The organism is Sporosarcina sp. G11-34 (assembly GCF_026931025.1).
In genome coordinates, this window is record NZ_JAHNZW010000012.1 from 81,156 (window position 1) to 104,347 (window position 23,192).

Below are 23,192 nucleotides of genomic sequence, written 5' to 3' on the forward strand. Positions count from 1 at the left end.
TGATTCTGTCCCTATTATAACAGAACAGTATCAAACCGAAAAACCAGGTGCATTTTCAAAGTGCATTATAGATCGTTGAAAAACGAATGGCATGCTCCATTTCATCATGTAGCGCGATAAATATTGGGTTATATGCCTGTTGAATCGGGATGGTTAACAACATAACTTTATACGATTCAATGGAATCGAGCTCATTTAATAACGCTAGCTTTGCACATTCTTTTAATTCGTAACACGGTAGTCGTTTCTTCGGATTTTGTACAAATGTCCCAGTCAGCATATAATAGAGTTGTTGAAACATTTCATAGTGACTTTTTTCATCTTCATAAGCATGTTTTATGAAATCTTTCCAAAGCGGATCATTCGTTAAATCATACATAGATTTATAAAAATAATAATCTTTGTATTCATCTTCGATGGCCTGCTTTAAATTATCAATAAACAAGTCAGCATCCTTTCGCTCGTCTTTGCCCAATTTTATGCGGGAGGGTTGCGTCTTATGAGAGGGGTTAATCAATTGTTACAACATTTTAGTTATAAATCAATGTACGAAAATACGCAGTTACCTGGCTGGACATTCTCTTTTTTCTTTAAAAACAAAAGGTACACAGGTGAATATTTACCAGACGGCGATATTAAGTGGACAGGAGACACGCCGCCCGAAGAGGACAAATTGAAAAAGATGATTCATGAATTAATGATTTTCCACGTCTACGATTAAGAAATATCAAAAGGGACTAAAACCACATAGGTTTTAGTCCCTTTTAATAAATTCACAATTTATTTTCTTCCTCAACTTCTTGTGTTTGTTCGAAAGGAATTCTATGCCGCGTATCCTCTTTCAAGGATTTATCGGTATTTGCATCATTCGTTCCTCGTGTCATGTCGTCATACGGTGTATATATTTCCCCTAAATCCTTTTTACTGCGGAGTGCTCTGTACATGGAAAATCCGATTAGCAGTAACATACCAAGCCCAAATATTATGATCAGACTACCTTGCCACATGTGAGTACACCTCTTTATATTTAGTATATCATTGCGTCTCCAATTTATAGAGTCTACTTATTCTTCCAGAAGTTCTTTTTTCCCAAAAATAAAGTAATAATATGTTGACGCCAAGACATAAAGCCCCCCGGTAATCGAAAATGCATAGGCATAACCCCAATAAGAACCAAACGTAATGACAAGACCAGTTGCAACAGGCGCCATTGTAGCCCATCCAACATTAAATACCATTTGGTTCACAGAATTCGCTAAGCCTTTATATTTGTCCGCAACAATTTCCATCGCGATGGCACTTTGTATTGGATTTCCGGCATTCATTAACGCTTGTCGCATCAAAAAACCAATTGAAGCAAGCAATAAGGATGATGTAAAAGCAGTGAGAACTAAAAATGGAATCGATAAAAGTTGAAATAAAATAAGAGCTTTCACTTTTCCAACTCTTTTAACTAGAACTGGCCCTATAATCATTGCCACCGCGGTCATCGCGGACCCTAGCGACAAAATGAGTCCAATAAATGCATTAGAAGCGTCAAACCGGTTTGAGAAGTACAAATTCAAGTATGGAATAACAAGTCCCGATCCAAGCCCAATGAGAAGCGCTGCAAACGAAAAGTGGAAAATAAGTATTAAGTTTCGTCGTAAACTATTATCCATTTTCGGCTGTGGATCATAAGCCAAATCCCTTATTTGGACAGGCACAGGTGGGTTATTTTGCAATTTAAATAATGGGATTAACCCCACAGTAAAGATTGCAGCTCCTATTAGTAATGCCCATCGAATTGATTCCTCTGCCCCGATTGAAAACCCAACCTCAAGCACATCTGCTATAACTCCTCCAAATAAGCTCCCGATGACGTTCGCGATAGTCATTAACGCAAAGTGGATACTAAACATATGCACGCGCTCTTTAACATTTGAATTTTCCGCTAGAAATGGCACTCCCGAAACTTGAACAAACGCCATAAATAAGCCCGTTAAAAATGCTGCATAGATAATTGGCGTTTCAGCGACAGCAATACTTCTATAAAATAGCGTCATGCCACCAAATACCGCACCGCCGACAATCATCCACTTTCGGCCAAACTTATCACTTAGAAATCCCGCCGGAATTAACATAATTGCCGTGGCCATCGCAGTCATGGATATAACTTTTCCATTAATTGTTTCCGGCATGCCAAGTTCTTTTATGTATAGATTATACATCACCATAAAAACGCCCATCCCTATTTGGATAAGCACATTCGCCAGCATGAATAATCTTACGTTCTTATTGAATGAAAGAATCTTTTTCTTCCAATCTGCCAACCACTTCCCCATAGCATTCCTACTTTCACGCATTAATACTTCGTTACTCGAATTATACGTGTATCAGAATAGTTTTACAACGTGTTTGCGAAGTTTTAATTAGCTAATGATGAGTAAATATTTTAATTCTGTGAGGGATTGGATTTGCTTGCACTCGTTGTCGGTTTCCTTGCACTGGTTATGGATTTGCTTGCACTCAGTGGGAGTTTCCTTGCACTCGCTGGCCATTTGCTTGCACTTACAAATAGTTTGCTTGCAAGTCGGGACCTTTGACCCTCCCCCCTTCAAACTTCTTAACCAAAAAGGGAACTCCCCTCAACCAATATCTGGTTTGAAGGACGTTCCCGCTTGTAATTTATACATTTGTGCATATTGAACGTCTAACGCAAGTAATTCATCGTGAGACCCTTGTTCAACAATTTCACCGCGATCCATTACTAAAATGCGGTCCGCATTTTTAATTGTGGATAGTCTGTGGGCGATGATAAATGTTGTTCGCCCTTTCTTCAATACTTCCATCGCGTGCTGGATTATTTCTTCTGTCTCTGTATCGATGTTGGATGTCGCTTCATCCAAAATTAGAATCGCTGGATCAAACGCTAGCGCCCGTGCGAATGAAATGAGCTGACGTTGTCCAGATGAGAGTGTGCTGCCCTTCTCAACGACTGGCTCATCAATTCCTCCGGATAAATTCTTTAGCACACGATCTCCACCGACAGCATCCAGTGACTGTTGGACTTTTTCACGTGTAATTCGTGGATCTCCTAAACTAATGTTAGATTCAATTGTCCCACTGAATAAATAGGGATCTTGTAAAACAATGCCCATATGACCTCGCACGGTTTGGCGCGGCATGTCAGCTATGTTCATCCCGTCAATCGTTATTATCCCTTTAGAAGCATCATAAAAGCGGAACAACAAGTTCATAATCGAACTTTTTCCTGAACCTGTGTGTCCAACAAGTGCAACGGTCTCACCTTTTTTCGCCTCGAATGACAGATCTTTTAGGACATATTCTTCATGATTATAAGCAAACCATACATTTTCAAATTGGATATTTCCCTCATAGCGTGCTAGTTTTTCATCGCTTACTGGTTCACCTTCACGGTCCATCAGGTTGAAAACACGTTCCGCCGCAACTAGTGAATGTTCAAGCTGTGCAAACTGATTTACGATACCAGTTACTGGATTGAACAATCTTGTAATATAGTCAACAAATGCATAAAGCATTCCGACTGAAATCACGCTTTCAGTGGAAAGTGATGCCCCGCCAAAATACCAGATGAATAGTACAAATGTCAGCGAGCGAATGACATCGACAAGATTATGGGACGTTGCCGCTTCCACTTTCAACAGTTTGTTTTGTTGGCGAAAATATTCATCGTTTAATTCGGCGAACTCGTTTTCCATTTGCTTTTCACGGCGGAATGCCTGAATGATGGTCATCCCATTAATGGACTCGTTGATCATTGCATTCATGTCGCTCACCTTACCGCGAATAATATGGTTCACTTTCGAAGCATATTTTCTATAGGTCTTCATCCAAATATAAAGAATTGGCAAGACGAACAGAACAACTGCCCCCATTTTTGGATCTAAGTAGAACATCGCGATAAAGATTCCTAAAATGTACATTCCACTAATTGCAAATTGCGAAAGAACTGTAACATACATATTTCGAATTGCTTCAGTATCATTTGTAATACGCGCAACGACTTTCCCAGCAGGTAAGTTATCAAAATAGCTTATCGGCAGCGTTTGTATATGTTCGTACAAATCATTTCGCATTTTCTGAATGACGCGGTTTGCTGCAGTTTGTAATAAAAGATACTGGAAATACCTCAATATTGCTGTCACAACGGAAAGACCGAAGAAAATCGCAAGTAATGTAATAATGGGCTCAAAATCAATGCCCCCATACGCAGCGCCAGCGATATGCTCGTCAATAATTCTCTTTGCAATGAGTGGCCCCATTAAATCTGCTGCTACTGCAAAACTTAGAAGAACAAGACCTGTGATTAGTAACTTTTTATAACTAAGTGCGTAATGAAGTAATCGTTTACCGGTACTCATATTATTCAACCTCCCCAATCTGCTGACGGTCGAATTGCTCTTTGTACCAGCCATTTTCAGATAATAGATTCTCATGCGTTCCCTCTTCAATAACTAGGCCATCATCAAGAACAATAATCCAGTTAGCATGCTGAATCGCTGACAGGCGGTGAGTTGTAATAATTGTTGTCTTCCCAGAACGTTCCGCTTGAATATTTTCTATTATTTTTGCTTCCGTTTTTGCATCGACCGCTGAAAGTGAATCATCTAAAATTAGTATTTCTGGATCTTTTATTAGTGCACGCGCAATCGAAATCCGCTGTTTCTGTCCACCGGATAACGCGACACCCTTTTCTCCCACAAGCGTATTCAATCCTTCCGGAAGCATTTCAAGATCTTTCTCAAAATCGGACAGACGAATGGTTTCCACTATATCCGCCTCTGTCGCATCAGGTCGCCCAAATAAGATATTATCTTTAATTGATCTTGAAAATAGGATATGATCTTGCGGCACATAGCCAATCCAATTACGAACTTGGTCTTTTGTCAGCGACTGCAGTGCAACATCTGAAAATACAATTTCTCCTGCACCTGGCGGATATTCTCGTAGGAGCTGTTTGACAAACGTGGTTTTCCCACTTCCCGTCTTGCCGACAATCCCAAGAGTACTTCCACGCTTCAAGTGAAGTTGAATTTTGTCCAAATTAACCGTTTGCGAAGTAGGATACGTAAAGGTAACATCTTGAAAACCTAGACTATCTGGTTTCACTACTTGTAACGGTCGTTCAGGATCTTTCACATCCTCTGCGTAGTCAAGCGTCTCCATCACACGGTCGAGCGAGGCGTTACCTCGTTGTAGAACGTTAATCAGTTCACCGATTGCAAACATCGGCCAAACAATCATCCCTAAATAGACATTAAAAGTAACAAGTTTTCCAAGTGTCATATCACCAATTGACACAAGGTATGCTCCGTAACCAAGCCCTATCATATACGTCAGCCCTGTAAGTATCTTTGATACAGGCATGAACAGCGCATCAATCTTCTCAACATGCATGTTTTTCTGATACACATCTTCTGTCATGTCAGCGAACCTTTTTTCGGTCTCACGCTCTTGAACGTAGGCACGAACTACTCTCACACCAGCCACTGCTTCTAGCACGTTATCGTTCAAATCTCCAAACGCCTGTTGAGCCACTACATATCTTTTGTGAATCTTCTTTCCCAACACTTGCATAATGTACGCCAAAATCGGAAGTGGCAAAATTGCCACAAGCGTTAATTTCCACGACACTAGAAAACCCATCGTCAAAATGAGTGTTAGTAAGTAAGCCGTGGAATCGACAAGTGTCATTATCCCAAACCCAGCAGTCTCTGAAATTGCACGTAAATCATTCGTTGACCTTGCCATCAAATCGCCCGTTTTATTTTTCTCATAAAATGTTGGCGTCATCTTTAGAAAGTGACGCATGAGCCTTCCCCGTAATTGGCGCTCCACGACATAAGCCCCACCAAACAACTGGTATTGCCAAACATAGTTACTTACATAATTGACAACTATAATCAAAACCATGGCCCCGATAATAAGTGATAGCAGTTTCGCCGTTAACGTTTGCGTATAGATTGAATCTATCGCCTCACCGATTAACCAAGGTGGAATAACAACAAGGAGAGTCGTAAACATTAATAGGACTATTGCAACTGTATACCTTTTTTTATTTTCTTTGAAAAACCATTTTAATTTAAATAAAACAGAAAACATAAGTCAATATACCTTCTTTCCATTTCAAAATTCACTAACTACTTTCTAGGGATTCCTTCCTCAATATTTTTCTTGGCTGTTTTCTGTTAAACATCGTCTGAACTTCTTTTCATTTTTTAATCACTTTGAAAACTTCAATCATTTTAAAACTTTTTTGGGCACAAAAAAGCACACGCCTCCTTTACATAAGCGTGTGCTCATAATATAGGAACGGCATTTGTGCCCTTCCGTAAAATTAAGTTATTATCGATAATAATCGATTAGGCACGGTATTCTATGAAGTTTCTTATAAGCTCCCTGAACTTTAATCATCCTCCGCACCTCCCAATCTATTTCGACTTCCGAATAATATCAGATTACCATTTACCTTTCCGTATTGTCAATACATTTCGAAAAGTAAATTTATCCGTCTTGTATAATCTGTATATTACGCAGAAATGAATAGTATGACGCTTCCCATTTATATTTTCATACTATATAAATAGGTGTAACTAATTGTGTTTCTCTTGTTTATAATTTATCATAGACTTAACTAACGATTTTACCATTATAGGAGGTGGATACTTTGCTCCTCGCCCATTTAGGGTTTGGAACAAAGTAATTATTTGGACATTCCCATACGATTGACAGCATTTGCTGTCTTGATCGCCCTCACCGCATTTTTTGTTGCGAGTGAATTTGCAATTGTAAAGATAAGGGTCACACGTATTAATCAGCTTGTCGCTGAAGGTAACCCACGCGCCAAAAGCGCCAAAAAAATACTGAGTAATTTAGATGAGTACTTATCCGCATGCCAATTAGGCATTACGATTACGGCCCTTGGTTTAGGTATGCTCGGGGAACCGACAGTCAAACTCATGCTAAAACCAGTATTTGCTTATTTTGAAGTTACCCCAAGTGTAGCAAGCATACTTTCCTTTATTATTGCTTTCACTTTCGTTACATTTTTGCATGTTGTTGTAGGTGAGTTGGCTCCAAAAACAATTGCAATTCAAAAGGCCGAGGAAATTACGCTGCTGTTCGCAAAACCGCTTATTTTATTTTACAAATTAATGTATCCAGTAATTAAAGGTATGAATGGCTCCGCGCTCATTCTAATTAGATTACTCGGATTTAAATCAATGTCTGATTCAGATGTTGCACATACTGAAGATGAGCTACGAATGATTTTGTCTGACAGTTTAAAAGGCGGAGAAATCAACCAGGCTGAATATAAATATGTTAATAAGATTTTTGAATTCGATGACCGTATCGCAAAAGAAATTATGGCTCCGCGTACGGAAATGGTCACAATTGACAAAGAAATGACAACACGCGAAGTGTTTGATTTAATTGGCATTGAGCAATTTACACGCTATCCTGTTACCGATGGCGATAAAGACCATATTATCGGACTTATTAATATGAAAAATCTATTAACCGAATATATAAAAGACCCAACAACAGGCGAGAAACTCGTTATCGAGTATATGCAGCCGATTATTCGTGTGATTGAAACAATTCCAATCGGTGAATTACTGTTGAAAATCCAACGCGAACGCATTCATATGGCTGTCCTTATGGATGAATACGGAGGTACTTCGGGCCTTGTGACAATCGAAGATATTTTAGAAGAAATTGTCGGAGATATTCAAGATGAATTCGATATGGATGAAATACCTGAAATTCAAAAAGTTGGAGAAGATCATTATATTTTCGATGCTAAACTTCTCATTGAAAATGTCAATGGGATACTGGGTATTTCGATTGATGAAGAAGATATTGACACAATTGGCGGTTGGTTTATGACTGAACGTTTCGAGGCCATGTCAGGTGAAAAAATAATCGAACAAGGGTATGAGTTTATGATTAAGGATATGGAAGGACACCATATACTGTACTTAGAAGTATTAAAACATGAAGAGGAAGAAGCCAAAGAACTTTTGGAGATATCGGTGGAATCCTAAACTAAAGCAACTCTCTACTTCTGAGGGTTGCTTTTCTTCGGAAAGAAGGTGTACCAATGGAACTCTATTCAAATTTAAAAGACGGTGAAAAAGGAGCCTGGCTCAGTATCTGGACATATTTGATATTGAGTGCCGTAAAATTGACTGTCGGATTCCTTGGATCATCGGAAGCCCTGAAAGCAGATGGCCTAAATAATACCACTGATATTATCGCATCAATCGCCATTCTTATCGGGTTGCGTATTTCACAAAAACCACCAGATGAAGACCACCAATATGGCCATATGCGGGCGGAAACAGTTGCTTCGCTCGTGGCGGCATTCATCATGGCTTTCGTCGGTTTTCAAATATTAATCAATGCTGGGAAATCAATACTAAATCCAATCAAAACGTCCCCTTCTATAATTACGGCTGTCATCGCTATCCTAAGTGCTATTATCATGTACTTTGTCTATCGGTATAACTTGAAACTGTCGCAACGAATTGGCAGTCAAGCTGTTCGTGCCGCCGCTTATGATAACCGTTCTGATGCGCTCGTCAGTGTGGGGACTGCAATTGGGATTGGTGGGGCGGTTCTTGGATTACCAATCATTGATGCGATTACTGCCTTCGTAATAGGCATTCTTGTCATTTATACGGCGTGGAAAATTTTCCACCCTAGTGTTCACGCACTTACAGATGGATTTGATGAGGATGAAGTTGAGGCCTTATCTTTACTTGTATGCCATGTAGAAGGCGTTGTAAGTCTAAAAGAGTTCAAGGGAAGGATGCACGGTAACCTTATGTTCGTCGATTTAACCGTCACTGTAAATCCAATGCTCAATGTCATCGAGAGCCACCGAATCACTGAAGAGATCGAACGTAAGATTGGAGCACGTACTCCACACTCCGTTATCTTAGTTCACATTGAACCAGATTTTCTGATTGACATATCTTCTTCACATATCACGGACAATAAATGACATGTGATGGTCAATAATTTACTTGCTTACGATTTCACCTTATAATCAAAGACATAACCGATATGCAGCGTAGGAGATGACTTTATGCAAAAACGCTTAGAAAATGGACTTATTTTCATTTGGACTGTTTCGCTTGTTGCTACTTTGGGTTCTTTATACTTCTCAATTGTACGTGGGTTTGAACCGTGTACTTATTGTTGGTACCAACGGATTTTGATGTATCCAATCGTGCTGATTTCCGGTGTGGCATTATTTCAAAAAAATGCAAGAATCGCCCTAACAATAGCTGTATTTGCTTTTATTGGCGGTGGTATCTCCCTTTATCATTATGGACTTCAAAAACTTAGGTTCCTAAGTGACAGTGCACCATCTTGTGGAGGTGTATCATGTACAGGGGAGTATATTAATTACTTGGGATTCATCACAATTCCCTTCCTTGCACTGACTGCGTTTCTACTTATCGGAATAACAAGCCTTTTCATGATGAAATGGCAAAAGGAGAAGAAGTAAATTGAAAAAATTATTACTAATTGGTGGCGTCATTATTGCTATCTTCGTTCTGATTATCGTGCTTTCCAACAAAGCTGACGAATCAAAACTTAAAGACAACCCGTACGATACGGACAAATTAGAACAATCGACCGTGAACCTAATCGGTAATGAAAATTACAGCAATATTATCTTGCCCGATGAACTTGCTAAAAAAGTTGAAGACGGCGAATCAGTAACCGCTTATTTCTTTAGTCCTGAGTGTTCTTACTGTTTGGAAATGACACCAATACTTATGCCAATTGCCAAAGATATGGACGTAACAGTACAACAATACAACTTGCTAGAATATTCTCAGCAAGCAGCACCTTATGGTATTGAATCAACACCTACACTTGTTCAATTTAAGGATGGTAAAGAAGTAGGCCGTCTGGTCGGTGCCCATCCGGAAGAAAACATTCGCGCATTTTTTAATGAATACGAATCAGATTGACAGAGAGATATTTTTGGAAGGATGAAAACTAATGACTTCGTTTCAATATACAGTACCAACAGATGGTTTAACGATTGAACACTTACTACGTGAACAATGGGAGGCTGGAAAAAAGACTGTCCATTTCATGAGAATGTCAAAAAGTGTAACAGGTGTTGACGGGGAACCGGTTGAGTGGAAGTTTCCACAAAAAGCAGGAACTGAGTTAACCTTCACTGTTCCTGATGCACATTCTACTTATACACCAGAAAAGATGAACCTAAAAGTAATATTTGAAGACGAACATATTCTGGTTGTCTTTAAACCGGCAGGCATTGCGACACATCCAAATGACTCTAATCAAACTGGGACATTGATGAACTACGTCATGGCCTATGTAAAAGAAAATGGTGGTGAGTATGCTGAACATATTCACAGGCTCGATCAAGGAACGGCCGGCGTCATTCTTATTGCAAAGCACCCAATCGCAAAAACGCTCTTTGACCGAATGATTGAGCGTAATGAAATCGTTCGTAAATACCAGGCAGAGACTGACGGATTGATGAAAAGACCAAAAGGAACTATCAACCTACCAATCGGTAAAGATCGTCATCAACCCTCGAAACGACTTGTTTCGATTTCCGGACAATCCGCAGTAACGCATTTCCGAGTACTTGAACGTAAGACCGATACGACAATCGTCGAGGCTGAACTTGAAACTGGCCGCACGCACCAAATTCGTGTTCATTTAGCACATCTTGGACATCCAGTCGTTGGAGACGTTCTCTACGACGGCAGTAGAACAAAAGATGGATATTTCCGCCTCAACGCAACAGCGTTGTCATTTACTCACCCTTTAACCGGTGAACAGCTGAACATCGAACAATAATAAAAATGCCATGGATAAAATTCTCCGTGGCATTTTTTTATCTTTGTAAAGTAGCGTTTAAAAGTCTTCTGGATTTGAACCTGATCTTTCATTCAAATTAAGCGCATCAATCGCATGCTTATCACTTAGTGTCAATTCGAAATCTGCTACGTTAATATTTTCCGAAATTCGTTCGGGCGTCACTGATTTTGGAATAACGATAAGATCACTTTGTAAATGCCACCTAATAATAACTTGTGCAGCTGTTTTTCCGTATTTGTTTCCTATATTCTGAAGCGTTGGTTCAGATAACAGGCCGCCACGCGCAAGTGGTGACCAGGAAGTAACTGCTATATTATGTTCTTTACAAAATGTCCGTAATGGTTCTTGCGTCAATCTTGGATGAACTTCAATTTGGTTAACCATCGGGGGTGTATTCGCTTTTACGAGAACTTTTTCAAGATGATGGGCATGATGATTAGATACGCCAGTTGCACGTATTAACTTTTCATCATAAAGCCTTTCAATTGCTCGATACGTCTCTACATAACTCTCCTTGACGGGCCAATGCGTTAAGTATAAGTCAAGATAATCTAAGCCCAACTTTTCGAGTGACGTTTCAAATGCGCGCAACGTCTGATCATAGCCCTGATCCGTATTCCACACTTTTGACGTAATAAATAAGTCTTCTCTTTGTAAACCTGAATGTCGGATTGCTTCTCCCGTCTCCTTCTCATTTTCATATACGGTAGCCGTATCAATTGCTCTATATCCAGCCTTAATTGCATAGGTTATCGCTTCAACAGTTTCTTCTGGATTGGTCATCTTATAAACACCAAGACCAAGCTGTGGCATTTCAATCCCATTAGCAAGCATTATTTTCTCATTATATACGCTCATTTTTCAAGTCTCCCCTTTCGGTTTATACAGTTTAATTGTACAAGTAGTAAGGCTATTTGACTAATTCTCTGTTTGCCGCTTAGGGTTGCAGTTTTACTGGAAACCGAATATTATTAAGGGTGGTCTCATTATTATTCGTGTATTGAAAGGAGCGTTACCTTGTTTCATTTAAAAGAAAATAAAACAACAGCTAAAACTGAAGTATTGGCTGGAATGACTACTTTTTTAACGATGGCTTACATCGTTTTTGTAAATCCGCTTATTCTTGCGGAAGCTGGTGTACCGTTCGATCAGGTATTCCTTGCAACAATTATCGCGGCAGCTGTTGGTACGCTTTGGATGGCTCTTTTTGCTAACTATCCAATCGCAATTGCACCTGGGATGGGGTTAAATGCTTATTTCACATCCGTTGTCCTCGCCTCTGATGGGCAATTAGATTATATGACGGCTTTTTCTGCCGTGTTTATTGCTGGTATATTGTTCATTATTTTATCATTAACACCATTTAGAGAAAAACTGATTAAATCTATTCCTAACAATTTAAAACACGGGATCACAGCTGGAATTGGATTATTCATTGCCTTTATAGGGTTAAAACTTTCAGGCATTGTTGTGGCTCACGAAACGAATCTCGTTCAACTTGGGGATCTTACTTCGCCGCCTGTCCTGCTCGCCTTATTCGGGTTAATTGTAACGGTTATTCTAATGACATTAAATATCTATGGGTCGATTTTTATCGGGATGTTTTTAACCGGAATTCTGGCAGTCTTCACAAAACAACTTGCCTTCCCCAAAGGCTTCTGGGCAGTGCCTAGTTTACCTGAGGGCATTCTTGTTTGGAACCCTATCAATGCGATGAGTGATGTTATTTCTCACGGCCTATACGGGGTCGTGTTCGCATTTTTAATCGTTACGTTGTTTGATACAACTGGAACGATGATTGGCGTCGCTAAGCAAGCGGGACTTATGCGTGGGAATACTTTGCCACGCGCACGTCATGCTCTCCTTGCTGATTCTGTTGCAACATCAGTCGGTGCAATGTTCGGGACAAGTCCTACATCGGCCTACATTGAATCTTCTTCGGGTGTTGCTGTTGGAGGGCGTACCGGGTTAACAACATTGACCGTTGCAATTTTGTTTATGGTCGCAGCATTTTTTGGTCCATTTGTCTTTGCTTTATCTGGTGTATCTGCGATTACCGCACCTGCGCTTATTATCGTGGGGAGCTTAATGATCAGTGTTGTTAAGGAGATTGACTGGGATTCCTTTGATGAGGCATTCCCTGCATTCCTTATTATTTTAACAATGCCCCTAACATCAAGCATTGCAACTGGGATTGCACTTGGATTTATTACTTATCCTATTTTGAAAGTAGTAAAAGGGCAATGGAGAAAGGTCCCACTACTTTTATACATTTTCGCAATATTGTTTACGTACCAGTTACTTTTCTTGCCTCATTAAAATGAAATTCTGGCTAATGATTAAGGCAAGGCATTTCAATTTCAATTGAATTAAGGTATACTAGAGGTATCAACTATGGAATCAATAGGAGGTATGCGTAATGAATCTTATATTAGTTTTAGGTGTCTGTGTTGCATTCCTAACAGCAATTTTTACAGGCGGATACGAAGACAAGCCTGGTACTAAACAAAAGAGTAAAAAAGGTCATCAATCAACATAAATAAAAAAAGAGAGAACAAGCCTAGGCTTGTTCTCTCTTTTTATTTTCATCAATAGCATACGTAATAATTAAGAAACACTTTTAAAATATATCACAACAGAATTACTTTTTAAATGATATTAACTTAATTCTAGAAATGATTGTTGGCGAAGTGCTTCATAAATAAGTATTGCTGCTGTATTTGATAAGTTGAGTGCACGGATATTGTCATTCATAGGAATACGCAAGCACCGTTCTTCATTTTCAGCAATGATATCGTCTGGTAAACCAGTCGTTTCTTTCCCAAAAACGAAAAATATATCCGTCGATTCATTAGAATAATCGAAGTCAGAATATGGTTGCTTACCGAACTTCGTCACGAAATAAAAGACCGCGTCTGGGTATGCTGTAAATAAATCACGAATCCCGTCATGGTACTCAAGATCAACACTACTCCAATAATCAAGTCCGGCTCTTTTCAACATTTTATCTTCTGTCGAAAATCCCAATGGCTTAATCAGATGTAGCTTAACTCCTGTTCCTGCGCACGTCCGTGCTATATTTCCTGTATTCGCCGGGATTACCGGCTCAAATAATGCAACATGTATCGCCATTTCAGCACGTCCTCTATTATAGGTTGGTATTTACTCAGTTGTTTTTTTTTCCATCCATCTAATGCTTTTTCAAGTTCAATCCGTACGTCACTATCATCTTCTGTCACAAGAGATTTTTCCATTGCGACAAAGCCTTCCTCTGTCCCTATTTTGCCAAGTGCCCAAGCAATTGTACCACGCATTACTGGTCTTGGATCATTCTGAAGCATTCCAACAAGTTCTGGTACCGCAGCTTCTTCTTTGAAATGAGCAAGTGCAATAATCGCGTTACGCTGAATCGGATTTTTTCCACGCCATGAGCCCGACACTTCACCAAATCGCTCTTTAAATTGGCGATTGGACAAACTAAGAATCGGTTGTAAAAGTGGTTTCGCAAGTTCTGGATCTGGTTTAAATACCTCTTGATGTAAATTATGCTTTTTTCGATTCTTTGGACATATCGTCTGACACGTATCACAACCGTATACTCGATTCCCTATTTTATCCCTAAATTCTTCTGGGATTGTTGTTTTAGTTTGTGTTAGAAATGCAATACATCGCGTTGCATCCAGCTGTCCCCCTACTATAAGTGCACCTGTTGGACATGCGTCGAGGCAAAGGGTACAATCTCCACATTCATCTTCCATTGGCTCGTCTGGCTCAAATGGTATGTTCGTAATCATTTCACCTAGATAGACATATGAACCAAATTCAGGTGTAATTATCGAACAGTTTTTTGCAGACCAGCCAATGCCAGCTCGTTCTGCCACGGCCCGGTCAGAAAGCTCACCTGTGTCCACCATGGACTTCACTCTCGCGGTCGGCACATGTTCTATGATAAAGGCCTCTAGAAGCCTCAACCTTGCTCTTAGGACCGTATGGTAATCAGTTCCCCAGGAAGCTCGGCAAAAGATGCCCCGGCGCTCCCCTTTCTTCCCTCTCGGTGAATTTTCCATGCGCGATGGGTAGGCGATAGCAATTGCAATGATACTCTCCGCCTGATCTAGAAGTAGCGCGGGCTCCGTTCGTTTATCCAAGTCCTTTTCTTCAAATCCGGACTGATAACCAAGCTCCTGTTGGCGTACCAAACGATTTTTTAGCTCTCGAAACGGTGCTGCAGTCGTAAAACCAATCTTGTCGATACCAATTGATTCTGCATACTCTTTTATTGCTTGTTGTAATTCGATTGTGTTCATACAGAATCACCTTTCTCTATGTTAAAATGAAGTAATATTATGCAAAGGATGATGACAGTGAAATTTGAAATGGATCCAGTACTTTTTGAAACAGTTCCCAACTTAAAATTGGGTATAAACCATTATACCAAAACTATCGTCTCAGAATCGCCTCAAATGATTAAAGGACGTTTACAATTATTTCAGGAATACCTTTATTTCGATCTTGCGGATAAACCACTTACCGATTTTCCAGGTGTTAAGGAATGGCGAGATGTTTGGAAAGCCTTCGGTTCAGACCCAAGTCGCCATCGTCACTCCCTAGAAGCACTCATGCGCCGAATTAAAAAGCTAAACTACTTAGAACCCTATCACTTAGCGGTGGATCTAAATAGCTTTTTTTCACTGCAATATGAAATGCCCATTGGTATTTACGACGCAGACAAGCTTAATGGTAACGTTACGCTCAGCCTTGGAAACGAAGATACAGGCTACGATGGGCTAAATGGTCGTTTTAATTCATTAAAAAACATGCTTGTCCTTTCAGATGAAACAGGTCCTTTTGGAAGTCCATACATCGATTCTACACGCACCGCAGTGACAGAGGAAACGGCTAATATATTTCAAGTGTTCTTCCTACGCCCATCACTTGATGCTGACGAAGCGCTTGAATTAACAACAGCGGCCGGCAATATGTTTACTAATGTAAGCGGTGGGGACGTTCACTCATATGTCTTGAATAACGAGATGGTTTCTATTAAAGTAAACTAATATCTTTTTCGTTGGAGGGAATTAATAGATGGCTAACATAACACTGGCAGAAGCTGTTAAATTAAAAAGCATATTAAGAACACGGATTCACGAACTTGAAGAAGAAATGCGCCGAGTTGCCTTCGCCACAGTTGAAAAGGGAATGTCACCGGTTAGAGGTACGCGCACACTTGAAGTCGTAGATATGGAATTAGACGGCGTACGCTTAGATAATCGTGTACTGGACCGCCTCATGTATCGTGCAAATATCGACAATGAAATTGAATTCCAAAATCAAAAACTTCCTATTGTCGAAGCGATTGAACTGGCAACTCAACTTCGAGCAAAAGCTCATTTTTATAAAGAGCTCTCAACTGCCGAAAAAGAAGAGATCCAATACGGCTATGCAGACAACACAACTGTCTATCAGGTTGCACTATTTGATCCCGAACAATATCGTGTCAAATCCTTACAAGCTGAAAAGGATGCACACCGATTATCTAATTTGATTAATGCTAAAAACTATTCGGTCACACTAGCCTTTGATGATAGTCAGTATTTTTAACCCCTTGGTTAGGTGAGACTCCTCACCAAGGCGTAGAGTGGGGACCAATCATATATAAATGCTGGTAAACCAATGACCTATTACCATTTATTTTGTGACCGATTACTAATAACCATACATGGCAATTGTATAAAAACACTTAGTAGCTTCATCTGGTCTCCCTCTATGAAAATCGCTCCTTCCGTTTCGACGGTTAGGAGCGATTTTTTTGGTTGAATTATTTTTGATGTTGGTAAATTTTATTTGAACATAATTTAGCCTATAGAATCCTGTTCATTAAATGTAGGTATTAATTGCATCTTGTAAAAGTTTTTTCTTGATTTTATAGTGAGTAGCTTGCCAAATTCCTTTTCCGTCTTTCAAAATTAATAGCTGAGGCGATTCATGTTTTACACCTAAATCTGTTTCAATCACATTTGAAACAGGTCTATCCATTTGCACAACGACCATATATATAGGTAGTTCCGTTTCAAGTGATTGCAATTCCTTCTTAGCAGACAAGCTACTTACACATGTCATACTGAATTTAAATAGAAGAAAAGGTTGTTCATTCGACTTTTCCAATAACTCCCGCCAAGCTTCGACCGAACTTATACGTTTCAATATGTACTCAACCTCCAAAATTATATCCTATTTTTACATCTAACTCCCCTAGCATACTCTATAAAAGGGAAAAGGAGATCGGGATAGTATTATCCCGAACCCCTTCCCCATACTAATTCCCGGCCTTTAAGTTCAATGATATATTCTCGTAGCCCATAACCATCTGCTTTTCTAGTACTTGTGTAAAATTTATTTTCTCATCCTAATTGCATAGTTGTGATACAAGTGTTATCGCCATCAAACGTCGAAATTTTGGATGTTGATTCTTTATCACCCTGTGTGATAATCACATTAAAAGTCTCATCACGGGGTAGCCATAAATCGATAAATCCATTAGCTTCTGTTCGTTTCTTTTCATCAAGAATAATGTTGCCTTTTGAATCTTCTATATGCACATTAAAATCTTCTTGAACAAGCTCGCCCTGACACCCAGTTAAACTATGAATATCACATGGATGTGTTTGTTTGATAAACGGAGCAATCGATACAAAGAATTCTTCGCCCTCAAGCTCGTATGTTGTTACTTCTTCATTTTCATCTGTCACGATAAGTTCAGAAGATGTAATTGATGCGGATGCAGCTTCTACGTTGCCCACCGTATAATCGTTAACTAATTTCTTAATGTCTGTTGTGTTGCCATACTCTGTTTCATTATTTCCACTGCTACATCCTACCAATAAAGCCATAATAAATACTAGTATTGAAATTCTCTTGAATCCCACTTTTTTCACTACCTATCTGTATTATTTTAGTTGTTTTTGTCCAATAAATCTTTTTTCCGTGTGAATTCTTCGTCGGTCAGTTCACCTCCGGCATATCTTTCCTTTAAAATATTTAGTGCCTTATTACTCTTTTCAATTTCCATTGGTAAACCTTTATTATTTTTAAATAGTTTATAAACTAACACAAAAATGATTAACAGAAGAACGACTGTAATCACAATCCAAAAGAAACCGTAATTTCCATAGCCCATCATGTGTTGTGATCCTGGTCCATGCCGAAACCCCATTAAATTCACTCCTCTATTTATAATTTAGACCCGTCCCGTTCATTAAAGAAAACATTGCCTATTGCTCACCAATATCTGGTCATCATTCTAGCTCTAGCCCTTACTTTAAATTCCTTTGTAAACTTCGGACTTTATTATTCATGTCGGGTAAGCGCCTATTTATTAATTATATCAGGAAGGTTCTATACGGCTAGCTTAACACATGGGAATAATTATAGTAATTACTGAGCGCCGGTGCTGCACTGGAGCTCTTTTTAAAATAATAATGACGTACCGCTCCTAATAAGAATGAACAGGATAAAGAATATTATGGTTGTATCATTTTCCTATAGTAGCACTACTTGCCATGTCAGGGGAGAATAATTAAATGGCCTTAGCCCAATTAAATCTGGGGCTAAGGCCATTTAGATATACTTTCAATTTTTAACTATGTCTTTTACGAGCTAAACTCCTTTGGCCGATGCCCGTCTACGTAAATCTACTTCAATTTCCTCAAGACTTCTTCCACGGGTTTCAGGTAGGTATTTGATAACAAATATCATGGCTACGATACCAATTGCAGCAAAGATCAAGAATACCTGCCCAATTCCGAATGCCTTTGACATCATTGGGAATAACTGGGCTACAAGCAAGCTACCAACTGATAACGAGAGTGCTGCGATACCTGTTGCTGCTCCACGAGCACGCATTGGGAATAATTCTGGAAGCATGACCCATAAAACTGGTCCCCAAGTAAATGCAAAGAATACAATAAACATACTTAGGCACCCCACAATAATCCATGCCCCAAAACTTGTATCTAATCCAACTGTCCAAATCAGCGCTGACATAGTCAGTAAGGAAGCAACCATACCAATATTTCCGATAACCAATAACTTTTTACGATCAACTTTATCAATAATCATGATTGCAAAGATTGTTACAACCACGTTTACTATACCAATACCCACCGTGCCAAGAATGGCAGCCGAACTACCTAATCCCGCTTCACTTAAGATTGATGGTGTATAGTAAATAATCGCATTGATACCGATAATCTGCTGTAATAAAGCAAATCCACAACCAATTACGAGCGTTGGGCGCAACCATGCAGATTTCAACACACTCCATGCGCTTTCCGACATTTTATTAATCTCAATCATTTCCTGAATTTCTTTATCAATATCCTCAGGTTTTCTGGTTAACCTCATTACTTTACGTGCTTCCTTTTCACTACGGTTCTCCAATAGCCATCTTGGACTTTCTGGCATAAATAGCACACCAATCATCATAATAAATGAAGGAACAACAGCTAAACCTACCATCCACCGCCATGCTTCCGCATCTGCGAAAGCGTAGTTCACTAGGTAAGAGGAAAGAATACCAACCGTAATCATCAACTGGTTTAGTGAACCAAGTGACCCACGCTGATCTGTTGGCGCCATTTCAGCTAAGTATACTGGTACAATTGCAGTTGACCCCCCGACAGCCAAACCAATAATGAATCGGCCGATAACAAGCATTTCCATATTTGGAGCAAGCGCCAGGGCAATTGAACCAATTACAAAGATAATAGATATCATGAACACCATCTTACGTCGTCCGAATTTATCGGATAAAGGACCACTAAATCCTGCACCAATAATCGCACCGAATAGCATGGAACTCACTACCAACCCCTCAGTGAAGGTTGTTAGAGGAATATCATTTTTAATAAACAACAATGCCCCTGAAATAACGCCCATGTCAAATCCATAGAGTAAGCCTCCTAATGCTCCAAAGATAAAAATTATTTTATTATTAACATTACCACCCATTAACCTAACCCCTTCTCGCCTTGTATTAATCACAGAATATGTTTCCAATTAGTCAATTTAACTGCAATTGTCTTTTGATTTTTTAATAAAATAAATAACGTTATTATGTACTCGTTCCACTTAGTTAATTAATTTTATTATCTAACTAATTTTACCATATTAATAGTTATTTTACTATACATTTAATTTAAGAATAACCCAGTATATTAAAATTTCTGTAACTTTCTTATTTAGCTGCACTAGTTTCGCATACGTGATTAAGTAATTCGACGAGTCGACATAGATTTTGCTACTTCTTTCTGGGAGTAGTAGAAGTTGAAACAAGTTTATGGAAAGGAATTCTAGTTAACTTCTTGGAGCAACCTTTTGCTGGGTACTTCAAGAAGTGGATAGATTTATGTAAAATGAATATAAAGGTCAAACAAAATATCATTATGGGCGATCTCTAGAAATAGTAGAAGCGTACTTTAAAGATATCCCCCTGCCAAAAATCACTCGGCAAGATTATCAAGCATTTATTAATTACTAGGGCAGCACTCGAAGTAAAGAAACAGTGGAGGAATTAAATTATCATTGTAGGTCTTGTATACGTAATGCAGTAGAAGACATGATTATTCACTTTGACTTTACAAGGAAAGTTACTTTAACGTGGAATATTCAAGCGAAGCAATCATAAGAGAAAGACCTTAGCTATTTAACGAGCTTGTCAGCCGTTTAGATAAGGGTTTAGACTACTACGTATTGTTTTACTTGCTCTATCTACAGGTATGGGTTTTGGTCAGATTGTGGTACTTACTAGAACAGACTTGGGGCTTTGCAAAGAACTTACCTAAAGGATTTGGGCCACAGTCTGGACAAGTATGTGGCTTCTTATGAAGCGATACATAAAGAAAAGTCCAATCGCCAACTTCCTCAATATTTTCAATGATTACATCTTTTAATCCTGGAATATTCATGTTAAGATTTATATGCACGAGTTGTATCAATACCCCAACAAATATTATAGAACCAAATAAAAAAACATCTACAAATGTTGTTATTTCAACATTTGTAGATGTTTTAGGACTTATTTAACTTAAAAGTATAAGAACTATTGATACCCGAGGCCGGACTTGAACCGGCACGCCTTGCGGCATCGCATTTTGAGTGCGACGTGTCTGCCATTCCACCACTCGGGCGAAAGATATATATTTATTTATATTCGTAATAAGAAAATTAATGGAGGCGGCAACCGGAATCGAACCGGTGATAAGGGTGTTGCAGACCCTTGCCTTACCGCTTGGCTATGCCGCCTAAAGAAAATGGAGCGGAAGACGGGATTCGAACCCGCGACCCCGACCTTGGCAAGGTCGTATTCTACCACTGAACTACTTCCGCAAAAACAACTGGGGTAGCTGGATTCGAACCAACGAGTGACGGAGTCAAAGTCCGATGCCTTACCGCTTGGCTATACCCCAAAAATATAAATGGGGCGGCTGAGGGGAATTGAACCCCCGAATGTCGGAATCACAATCCGATGCGTTAACCACTTCGCCACAGCCGCCGTAATATAATATTTAGAAAAAATGGGGCGGCTGAGGGGAATTGAACCCCCGAGTGTCGGAATCACAATCCGATGCGTTAACCACTTCGCCACAGCCGCCACAATAAATTACAATAAAAATAACAGGGGTAGTAGGATTCGAACCCACATCGAAGGTGTTGGAGACCTTTATTCTACCATTGAACTATACCCCTAGAATAACAATATTACTTTGAAACATTTGTTATGTTGTTTCCAACATGAAATACGTGCTGATAATTCTTTGAAGAAAAATGGTGGTGGGGGGCAGATTCGAACTGCCGAACCCAGAGGGAGCGGATTTACAGTCCGCCGCGTTTAGCCACTTCGCTACCCCACCAAAGTATTTACATACTAGTAAAATAAAATTGTAATGGTGGCTCAGGACGGAATCGAACCGCCGACACAAGGATTTTCAGTCCTTTGCTCTACCGACTGAGCTACTGAGCCACTGTCAATTTGGGTCGATTGAGAAGTTCTCAATCTAACTCAAATCATAAGTTTAATAAAAATGGCGGTCCCGACGGGAATCGAACCCGCGATCTCCTGCGTGACAGGCAGGCATGTTAACCGCTACACCACGGGACCTTTTTGGTTGCGGGGACAGGATTTGAACCTGTGACCTTCGGATTATGAGCCCGACGAGCTACCACTGCTCCACCCCGCGACAATATTATCATAGTTATTTTATTATATTTTGAAATTGGTTGCGGGGGCAGGATTTGAACCTGCGACCTTCGGATTATGAGCCCGACGAGCTACCACTGCTCCACCCCGCGACAATATTATATAGCTTACTTTATGTGTTTTTAGTATCTCTAAGAGTGTTATTAGATGATGTTTCTTTAAAACACAGAGTACATGTTTTAAAAAACTTGGTGGAGGATGACGGGCTCGAACCGCCGACCCCCTGCTTGTAAGGCAGGTGCTCTCCCAGCTGAGCTAATCCTCCTGGGTAAATAAATGGTGACCCCTACGGGATTCGAACCCGTGATACCGCCGTGAAAGGGCGGTGTCTTAACCGCTTGACCAAGGGGCCTTACTAAAAAAAGTATGTATAGAAGTAAATCTGGCGGAGAGCAAGGGATTTGAACCCTTGAGACAGCGTAAACCGCCTACACGATTTCCAATCGTGCTCCTTCGGCCACTCGGACAGCTCTCCAATTGGCTCCGCAGGTAGGATTCGAACCTACGACCGATCGGTTAACAGCCGATTGCTCTACCACTGAGCTACTGCGGAATAACACTATTCACAAATGCGCTATACCATCAGCGTATAATTGCGGAATAAAGACTAGCAACGTCCTACTCTTGCAGGGGGAATCCCCCAACTACCATCGGCGCTGAAGAGCTTAACTGCCGTGTTCGAGATGGGAACGGGTGTGACCTCTTCGCTATCGTCACTAGACTGTATTTAGCAAGACAAGATTAATTATACCAAACATAATTAAAATATCAAGTGTTTTTGTAAATTGTTGTATTTCATTCGTTCAAAACCGGATAAATTGGACATTGATGTTCACAATTCAGGGTAATCAAGACCTGAAATTATAGATCGTACATTTACCTTTTTAACTTTAGTAGGTTAAGTCCTCGATCAATTAGTATCCGTCAGCTACGCACGTCGCCGTGCTTACACCCCGGACCTATCAACCTCATCTTCTCTGAGGGATCTTACTTACTTGCGTAATGGGAAATCTCATCTTGAAGGGGGCTT

The 23,192-nt window shown here is 39.8% G+C and carries 22 protein-coding genes, 16 tRNA genes and 2 rRNA genes; 10 read left to right on the forward strand and 30 right to left on the reverse strand.

Annotated features, from left to right (window positions below; genetic code table 11):
* Positions 1-55: 55 nt before the first annotated feature.
* Positions 56-445, reverse strand: a complete 390-nt coding sequence (locus KSU66_RS16285; RefSeq protein WP_269052528.1) for a ferritin-like domain-containing protein — start codon at positions 443-445, stop codon at positions 56-58.
* Positions 446-517: 72 nt separating this feature from the next.
* Between KSU66_RS16285 and KSU66_RS16290 the strand changes: the two genes are divergently transcribed.
* Positions 518-721, forward strand: coding sequence for a YheE family protein (locus KSU66_RS16290; RefSeq protein ID WP_269052553.1), 204 nt, complete (start codon positions 518-520; stop codon positions 719-721).
* A 52-nt stretch (positions 722-773) separates the two neighbouring features.
* On the opposite strand, the gene KSU66_RS16295 is transcribed toward KSU66_RS16290, so the two are convergent.
* Both KSU66_RS16295 and KSU66_RS16300 read right to left on the reverse strand, forming a co-directional pair.
* The gene (locus KSU66_RS16295; RefSeq protein WP_269052529.1) at positions 774-1,007 is read right to left on the reverse strand and encodes a hypothetical protein; all 234 of its coding nucleotides are present in this window, start codon (positions 1,005-1,007) and stop codon (positions 774-776) included.
* A gap of 57 nt (positions 1,008-1,064) precedes the next feature.
* Positions 1,065-2,324, reverse strand: coding sequence for an MFS transporter (locus tag KSU66_RS16300; protein WP_269052530.1), 1,260 nt, complete (start codon positions 2,322-2,324; stop codon positions 1,065-1,067).
* Between the two features lie 126 nt (positions 2,325-2,450).
* Here KSU66_RS16300 and KSU66_RS16305 point away from each other — a divergent pair, with 126 nt between their 5' ends.
* Positions 2,451-2,585: a hypothetical protein gene (locus KSU66_RS16305; protein WP_269052531.1), complete on the forward strand. Its 135-nt coding sequence runs from the start codon at positions 2,451-2,453 to the stop codon at positions 2,583-2,585.
* A gap of 42 nt (positions 2,586-2,627) precedes the next feature.
* On the opposite strand, the gene KSU66_RS16310 is transcribed toward KSU66_RS16305, so the two are convergent.
* Together KSU66_RS16310 and KSU66_RS16315 are read right to left on the reverse strand one after the other, a co-directional pair.
* Positions 2,628-4,385 (reverse strand): ABC transporter ATP-binding protein, encoded by a 1,758-nt coding sequence (locus tag KSU66_RS16310; RefSeq protein ID WP_269052532.1) that lies wholly within the window; start codon positions 4,383-4,385, stop codon positions 2,628-2,630.
* Position 4,386: 1 nt separating this feature from the next.
* Positions 4,387-6,126: an ABC transporter ATP-binding protein gene (locus KSU66_RS16315; RefSeq protein ID WP_269052533.1), complete on the reverse strand. Its 1,740-nt coding sequence runs from the start codon at positions 6,124-6,126 to the stop codon at positions 4,387-4,389.
* A 605-nt stretch (positions 6,127-6,731) separates the two neighbouring features.
* Here KSU66_RS16315 and KSU66_RS16320 point away from each other — a divergent pair.
* From KSU66_RS16320 to KSU66_RS16340, 5 genes are all read left to right on the forward strand, one after another.
* Positions 6,732-8,072 carry a hemolysin family protein gene (locus tag KSU66_RS16320; RefSeq protein WP_269052554.1) on the forward strand — a complete coding sequence of 447 codons (1,341 nt, stop codon included), beginning with the start codon at positions 6,732-6,734 and terminating at the stop codon, positions 8,070-8,072.
* 56 nt (positions 8,073-8,128) lie between these two features.
* Complete coding sequence (locus tag KSU66_RS16325) at positions 8,129-9,034, forward strand: cation diffusion facilitator family transporter (protein WP_269052534.1); 906 nt, start codon at positions 8,129-8,131, stop codon at positions 9,032-9,034.
* Positions 9,035-9,118: 84 nt separating this feature from the next.
* On the forward strand, positions 9,119-9,544 hold the full coding sequence (locus tag KSU66_RS16330; RefSeq protein ID WP_269052535.1) for a disulfide oxidoreductase: 426 nt from the start codon (positions 9,119-9,121) through the stop codon (positions 9,542-9,544).
* A 1-nt stretch (position 9,545) separates the two neighbouring features.
* The gene (locus KSU66_RS16335) at positions 9,546-10,016 is read left to right on the forward strand and encodes a thioredoxin family protein (RefSeq protein ID WP_269052536.1); all 471 of its coding nucleotides are present in this window, start codon (positions 9,546-9,548) and stop codon (positions 10,014-10,016) included.
* 31 nt (positions 10,017-10,047) lie between these two features.
* The gene (locus KSU66_RS16340) at positions 10,048-10,884 is read left to right on the forward strand and encodes an RluA family pseudouridine synthase (protein WP_269052537.1); all 837 of its coding nucleotides are present in this window, start codon (positions 10,048-10,050) and stop codon (positions 10,882-10,884) included.
* A 57-nt stretch (positions 10,885-10,941) separates the two neighbouring features.
* Here the strand turns inward: KSU66_RS16340 and KSU66_RS16345 are convergent, their stop codons facing one another.
* Entirely contained in the window at positions 10,942-11,763 is an 822-nt protein-coding gene (locus KSU66_RS16345) for an aldo/keto reductase (protein ID WP_269052538.1), read from the reverse strand.
* 159 nt (positions 11,764-11,922) lie between these two features.
* On the opposite strand from KSU66_RS16345, the gene KSU66_RS16350 reads away from it, so the two are divergent.
* Positions 11,923-13,224 carry an NCS2 family permease gene (locus tag KSU66_RS16350; protein WP_269052539.1) on the forward strand — a complete coding sequence of 434 codons (1,302 nt, stop codon included), beginning with the start codon at positions 11,923-11,925 and terminating at the stop codon, positions 13,222-13,224.
* A gap of 339 nt (positions 13,225-13,563) precedes the next feature.
* On the opposite strand, the gene trmL is transcribed toward KSU66_RS16350, so the two are convergent.
* Positions 13,564-14,037, reverse strand: a complete 474-nt coding sequence (gene trmL / locus KSU66_RS16355) for a tRNA (uridine(34)/cytosine(34)/5-carboxymethylaminomethyluridine(34)-2'-O)-methyltransferase TrmL (protein WP_269052540.1) — start codon at positions 14,035-14,037, stop codon at positions 13,564-13,566.
* Entirely contained in the window at positions 14,004-15,212 is a 1,209-nt protein-coding gene (gene queG, locus KSU66_RS16360; protein WP_269052541.1) for a tRNA epoxyqueuosine(34) reductase QueG, read from the reverse strand. The genes trmL and queG overlap by 34 nt, the downstream gene beginning before the upstream one ends.
* A gap of 57 nt (positions 15,213-15,269) precedes the next feature.
* Here queG and KSU66_RS16365 point away from each other — a divergent pair, with 57 nt between their 5' ends.
* Both KSU66_RS16365 and KSU66_RS16370 read left to right on the forward strand, forming a co-directional pair.
* Complete coding sequence (locus KSU66_RS16365) at positions 15,270-15,962, forward strand: B3/B4 domain-containing protein (protein ID WP_443029002.1); 693 nt, start codon at positions 15,270-15,272, stop codon at positions 15,960-15,962.
* A gap of 28 nt (positions 15,963-15,990) precedes the next feature.
* On the forward strand, positions 15,991-16,506 hold the full coding sequence (locus tag KSU66_RS16370) for a hypothetical protein (RefSeq protein ID WP_269052543.1): 516 nt from the start codon (positions 15,991-15,993) through the stop codon (positions 16,504-16,506).
* 276 nt (positions 16,507-16,782) lie between these two features.
* On the opposite strand, the gene ytxJ is transcribed toward KSU66_RS16370, so the two are convergent.
* The 22 genes from ytxJ to KSU66_RS16480 all read right to left on the reverse strand — a co-directional run.
* On the reverse strand, positions 16,783-17,109 hold the full coding sequence (gene ytxJ, locus KSU66_RS16375; protein ID WP_269052544.1) for a bacillithiol system redox-active protein YtxJ: 327 nt from the start codon (positions 17,107-17,109) through the stop codon (positions 16,783-16,785).
* Positions 17,110-17,306: 197 nt separating this feature from the next.
* On the reverse strand, positions 17,307-17,795 hold the full coding sequence (locus KSU66_RS16380) for a CueP family metal-binding protein (protein ID WP_269052555.1): 489 nt from the start codon (positions 17,793-17,795) through the stop codon (positions 17,307-17,309).
* Positions 17,796-17,857: 62 nt separating this feature from the next.
* Positions 17,858-18,118 (reverse strand): SHOCT domain-containing protein, encoded by a 261-nt coding sequence (locus KSU66_RS16385; protein WP_269052545.1) that lies wholly within the window; start codon positions 18,116-18,118, stop codon positions 17,858-17,860.
* Between the two features lie 443 nt (positions 18,119-18,561).
* Complete coding sequence (locus tag KSU66_RS16390; RefSeq protein WP_269052546.1) at positions 18,562-19,914, reverse strand: sugar porter family MFS transporter; 1,353 nt, start codon at positions 19,912-19,914, stop codon at positions 18,562-18,564.
* Positions 19,915-21,011: 1,097 nt separating this feature from the next.
* Positions 21,012-21,092 (reverse strand) — tRNA-Leu (locus KSU66_RS16395).
* A 41-nt stretch (positions 21,093-21,133) separates the two neighbouring features.
* Positions 21,134-21,207 (reverse strand) — tRNA-Cys (locus KSU66_RS16400).
* Positions 21,208-21,216: 9 nt separating this feature from the next.
* Positions 21,217-21,291: transfer RNA gene (locus KSU66_RS16405), tRNA-Gly, on the reverse strand.
* A gap of 8 nt (positions 21,292-21,299) precedes the next feature.
* Positions 21,300-21,371: transfer RNA gene (locus KSU66_RS16410), tRNA-Gln, on the reverse strand.
* A gap of 10 nt (positions 21,372-21,381) precedes the next feature.
* Positions 21,382-21,457: transfer RNA gene (locus KSU66_RS16415), tRNA-His, on the reverse strand.
* 23 nt (positions 21,458-21,480) lie between these two features.
* Positions 21,481-21,556, reverse strand: a tRNA-His gene (locus KSU66_RS16420).
* Between the two features lie 24 nt (positions 21,557-21,580).
* Positions 21,581-21,651: transfer RNA gene (locus KSU66_RS16425), tRNA-Trp, on the reverse strand.
* A gap of 79 nt (positions 21,652-21,730) precedes the next feature.
* Positions 21,731-21,815: transfer RNA gene (locus KSU66_RS16430), tRNA-Tyr, on the reverse strand.
* Between the two features lie 34 nt (positions 21,816-21,849).
* Positions 21,850-21,925: transfer RNA gene (locus KSU66_RS16435), tRNA-Phe, on the reverse strand.
* A 62-nt stretch (positions 21,926-21,987) separates the two neighbouring features.
* A tRNA-Asp gene (locus KSU66_RS16440) sits at positions 21,988-22,063 on the reverse strand.
* A 4-nt stretch (positions 22,064-22,067) separates the two neighbouring features.
* Positions 22,068-22,142 (reverse strand) — tRNA-Met (locus KSU66_RS16445).
* Between the two features lie 37 nt (positions 22,143-22,179).
* Positions 22,180-22,254, reverse strand: a tRNA-Met gene (locus tag KSU66_RS16450).
* 97 nt (positions 22,255-22,351) lie between these two features.
* A tRNA-Val gene (locus KSU66_RS16455) sits at positions 22,352-22,427 on the reverse strand.
* 12 nt (positions 22,428-22,439) lie between these two features.
* Positions 22,440-22,514, reverse strand: a tRNA-Glu gene (locus KSU66_RS16460).
* A 31-nt stretch (positions 22,515-22,545) separates the two neighbouring features.
* Positions 22,546-22,637 (reverse strand) — tRNA-Ser (locus KSU66_RS16465).
* Positions 22,638-22,640: 3 nt separating this feature from the next.
* A tRNA-Asn gene (locus KSU66_RS16470) sits at positions 22,641-22,715 on the reverse strand.
* Positions 22,716-22,767: 52 nt separating this feature from the next.
* Positions 22,768-22,883 (reverse strand): 5S ribosomal RNA (rrf, locus tag KSU66_RS16475).
* A 173-nt stretch (positions 22,884-23,056) separates the two neighbouring features.
* Positions 23,057-23,192, reverse strand: a 23S ribosomal RNA gene (locus KSU66_RS16480); the annotation flags it as partial.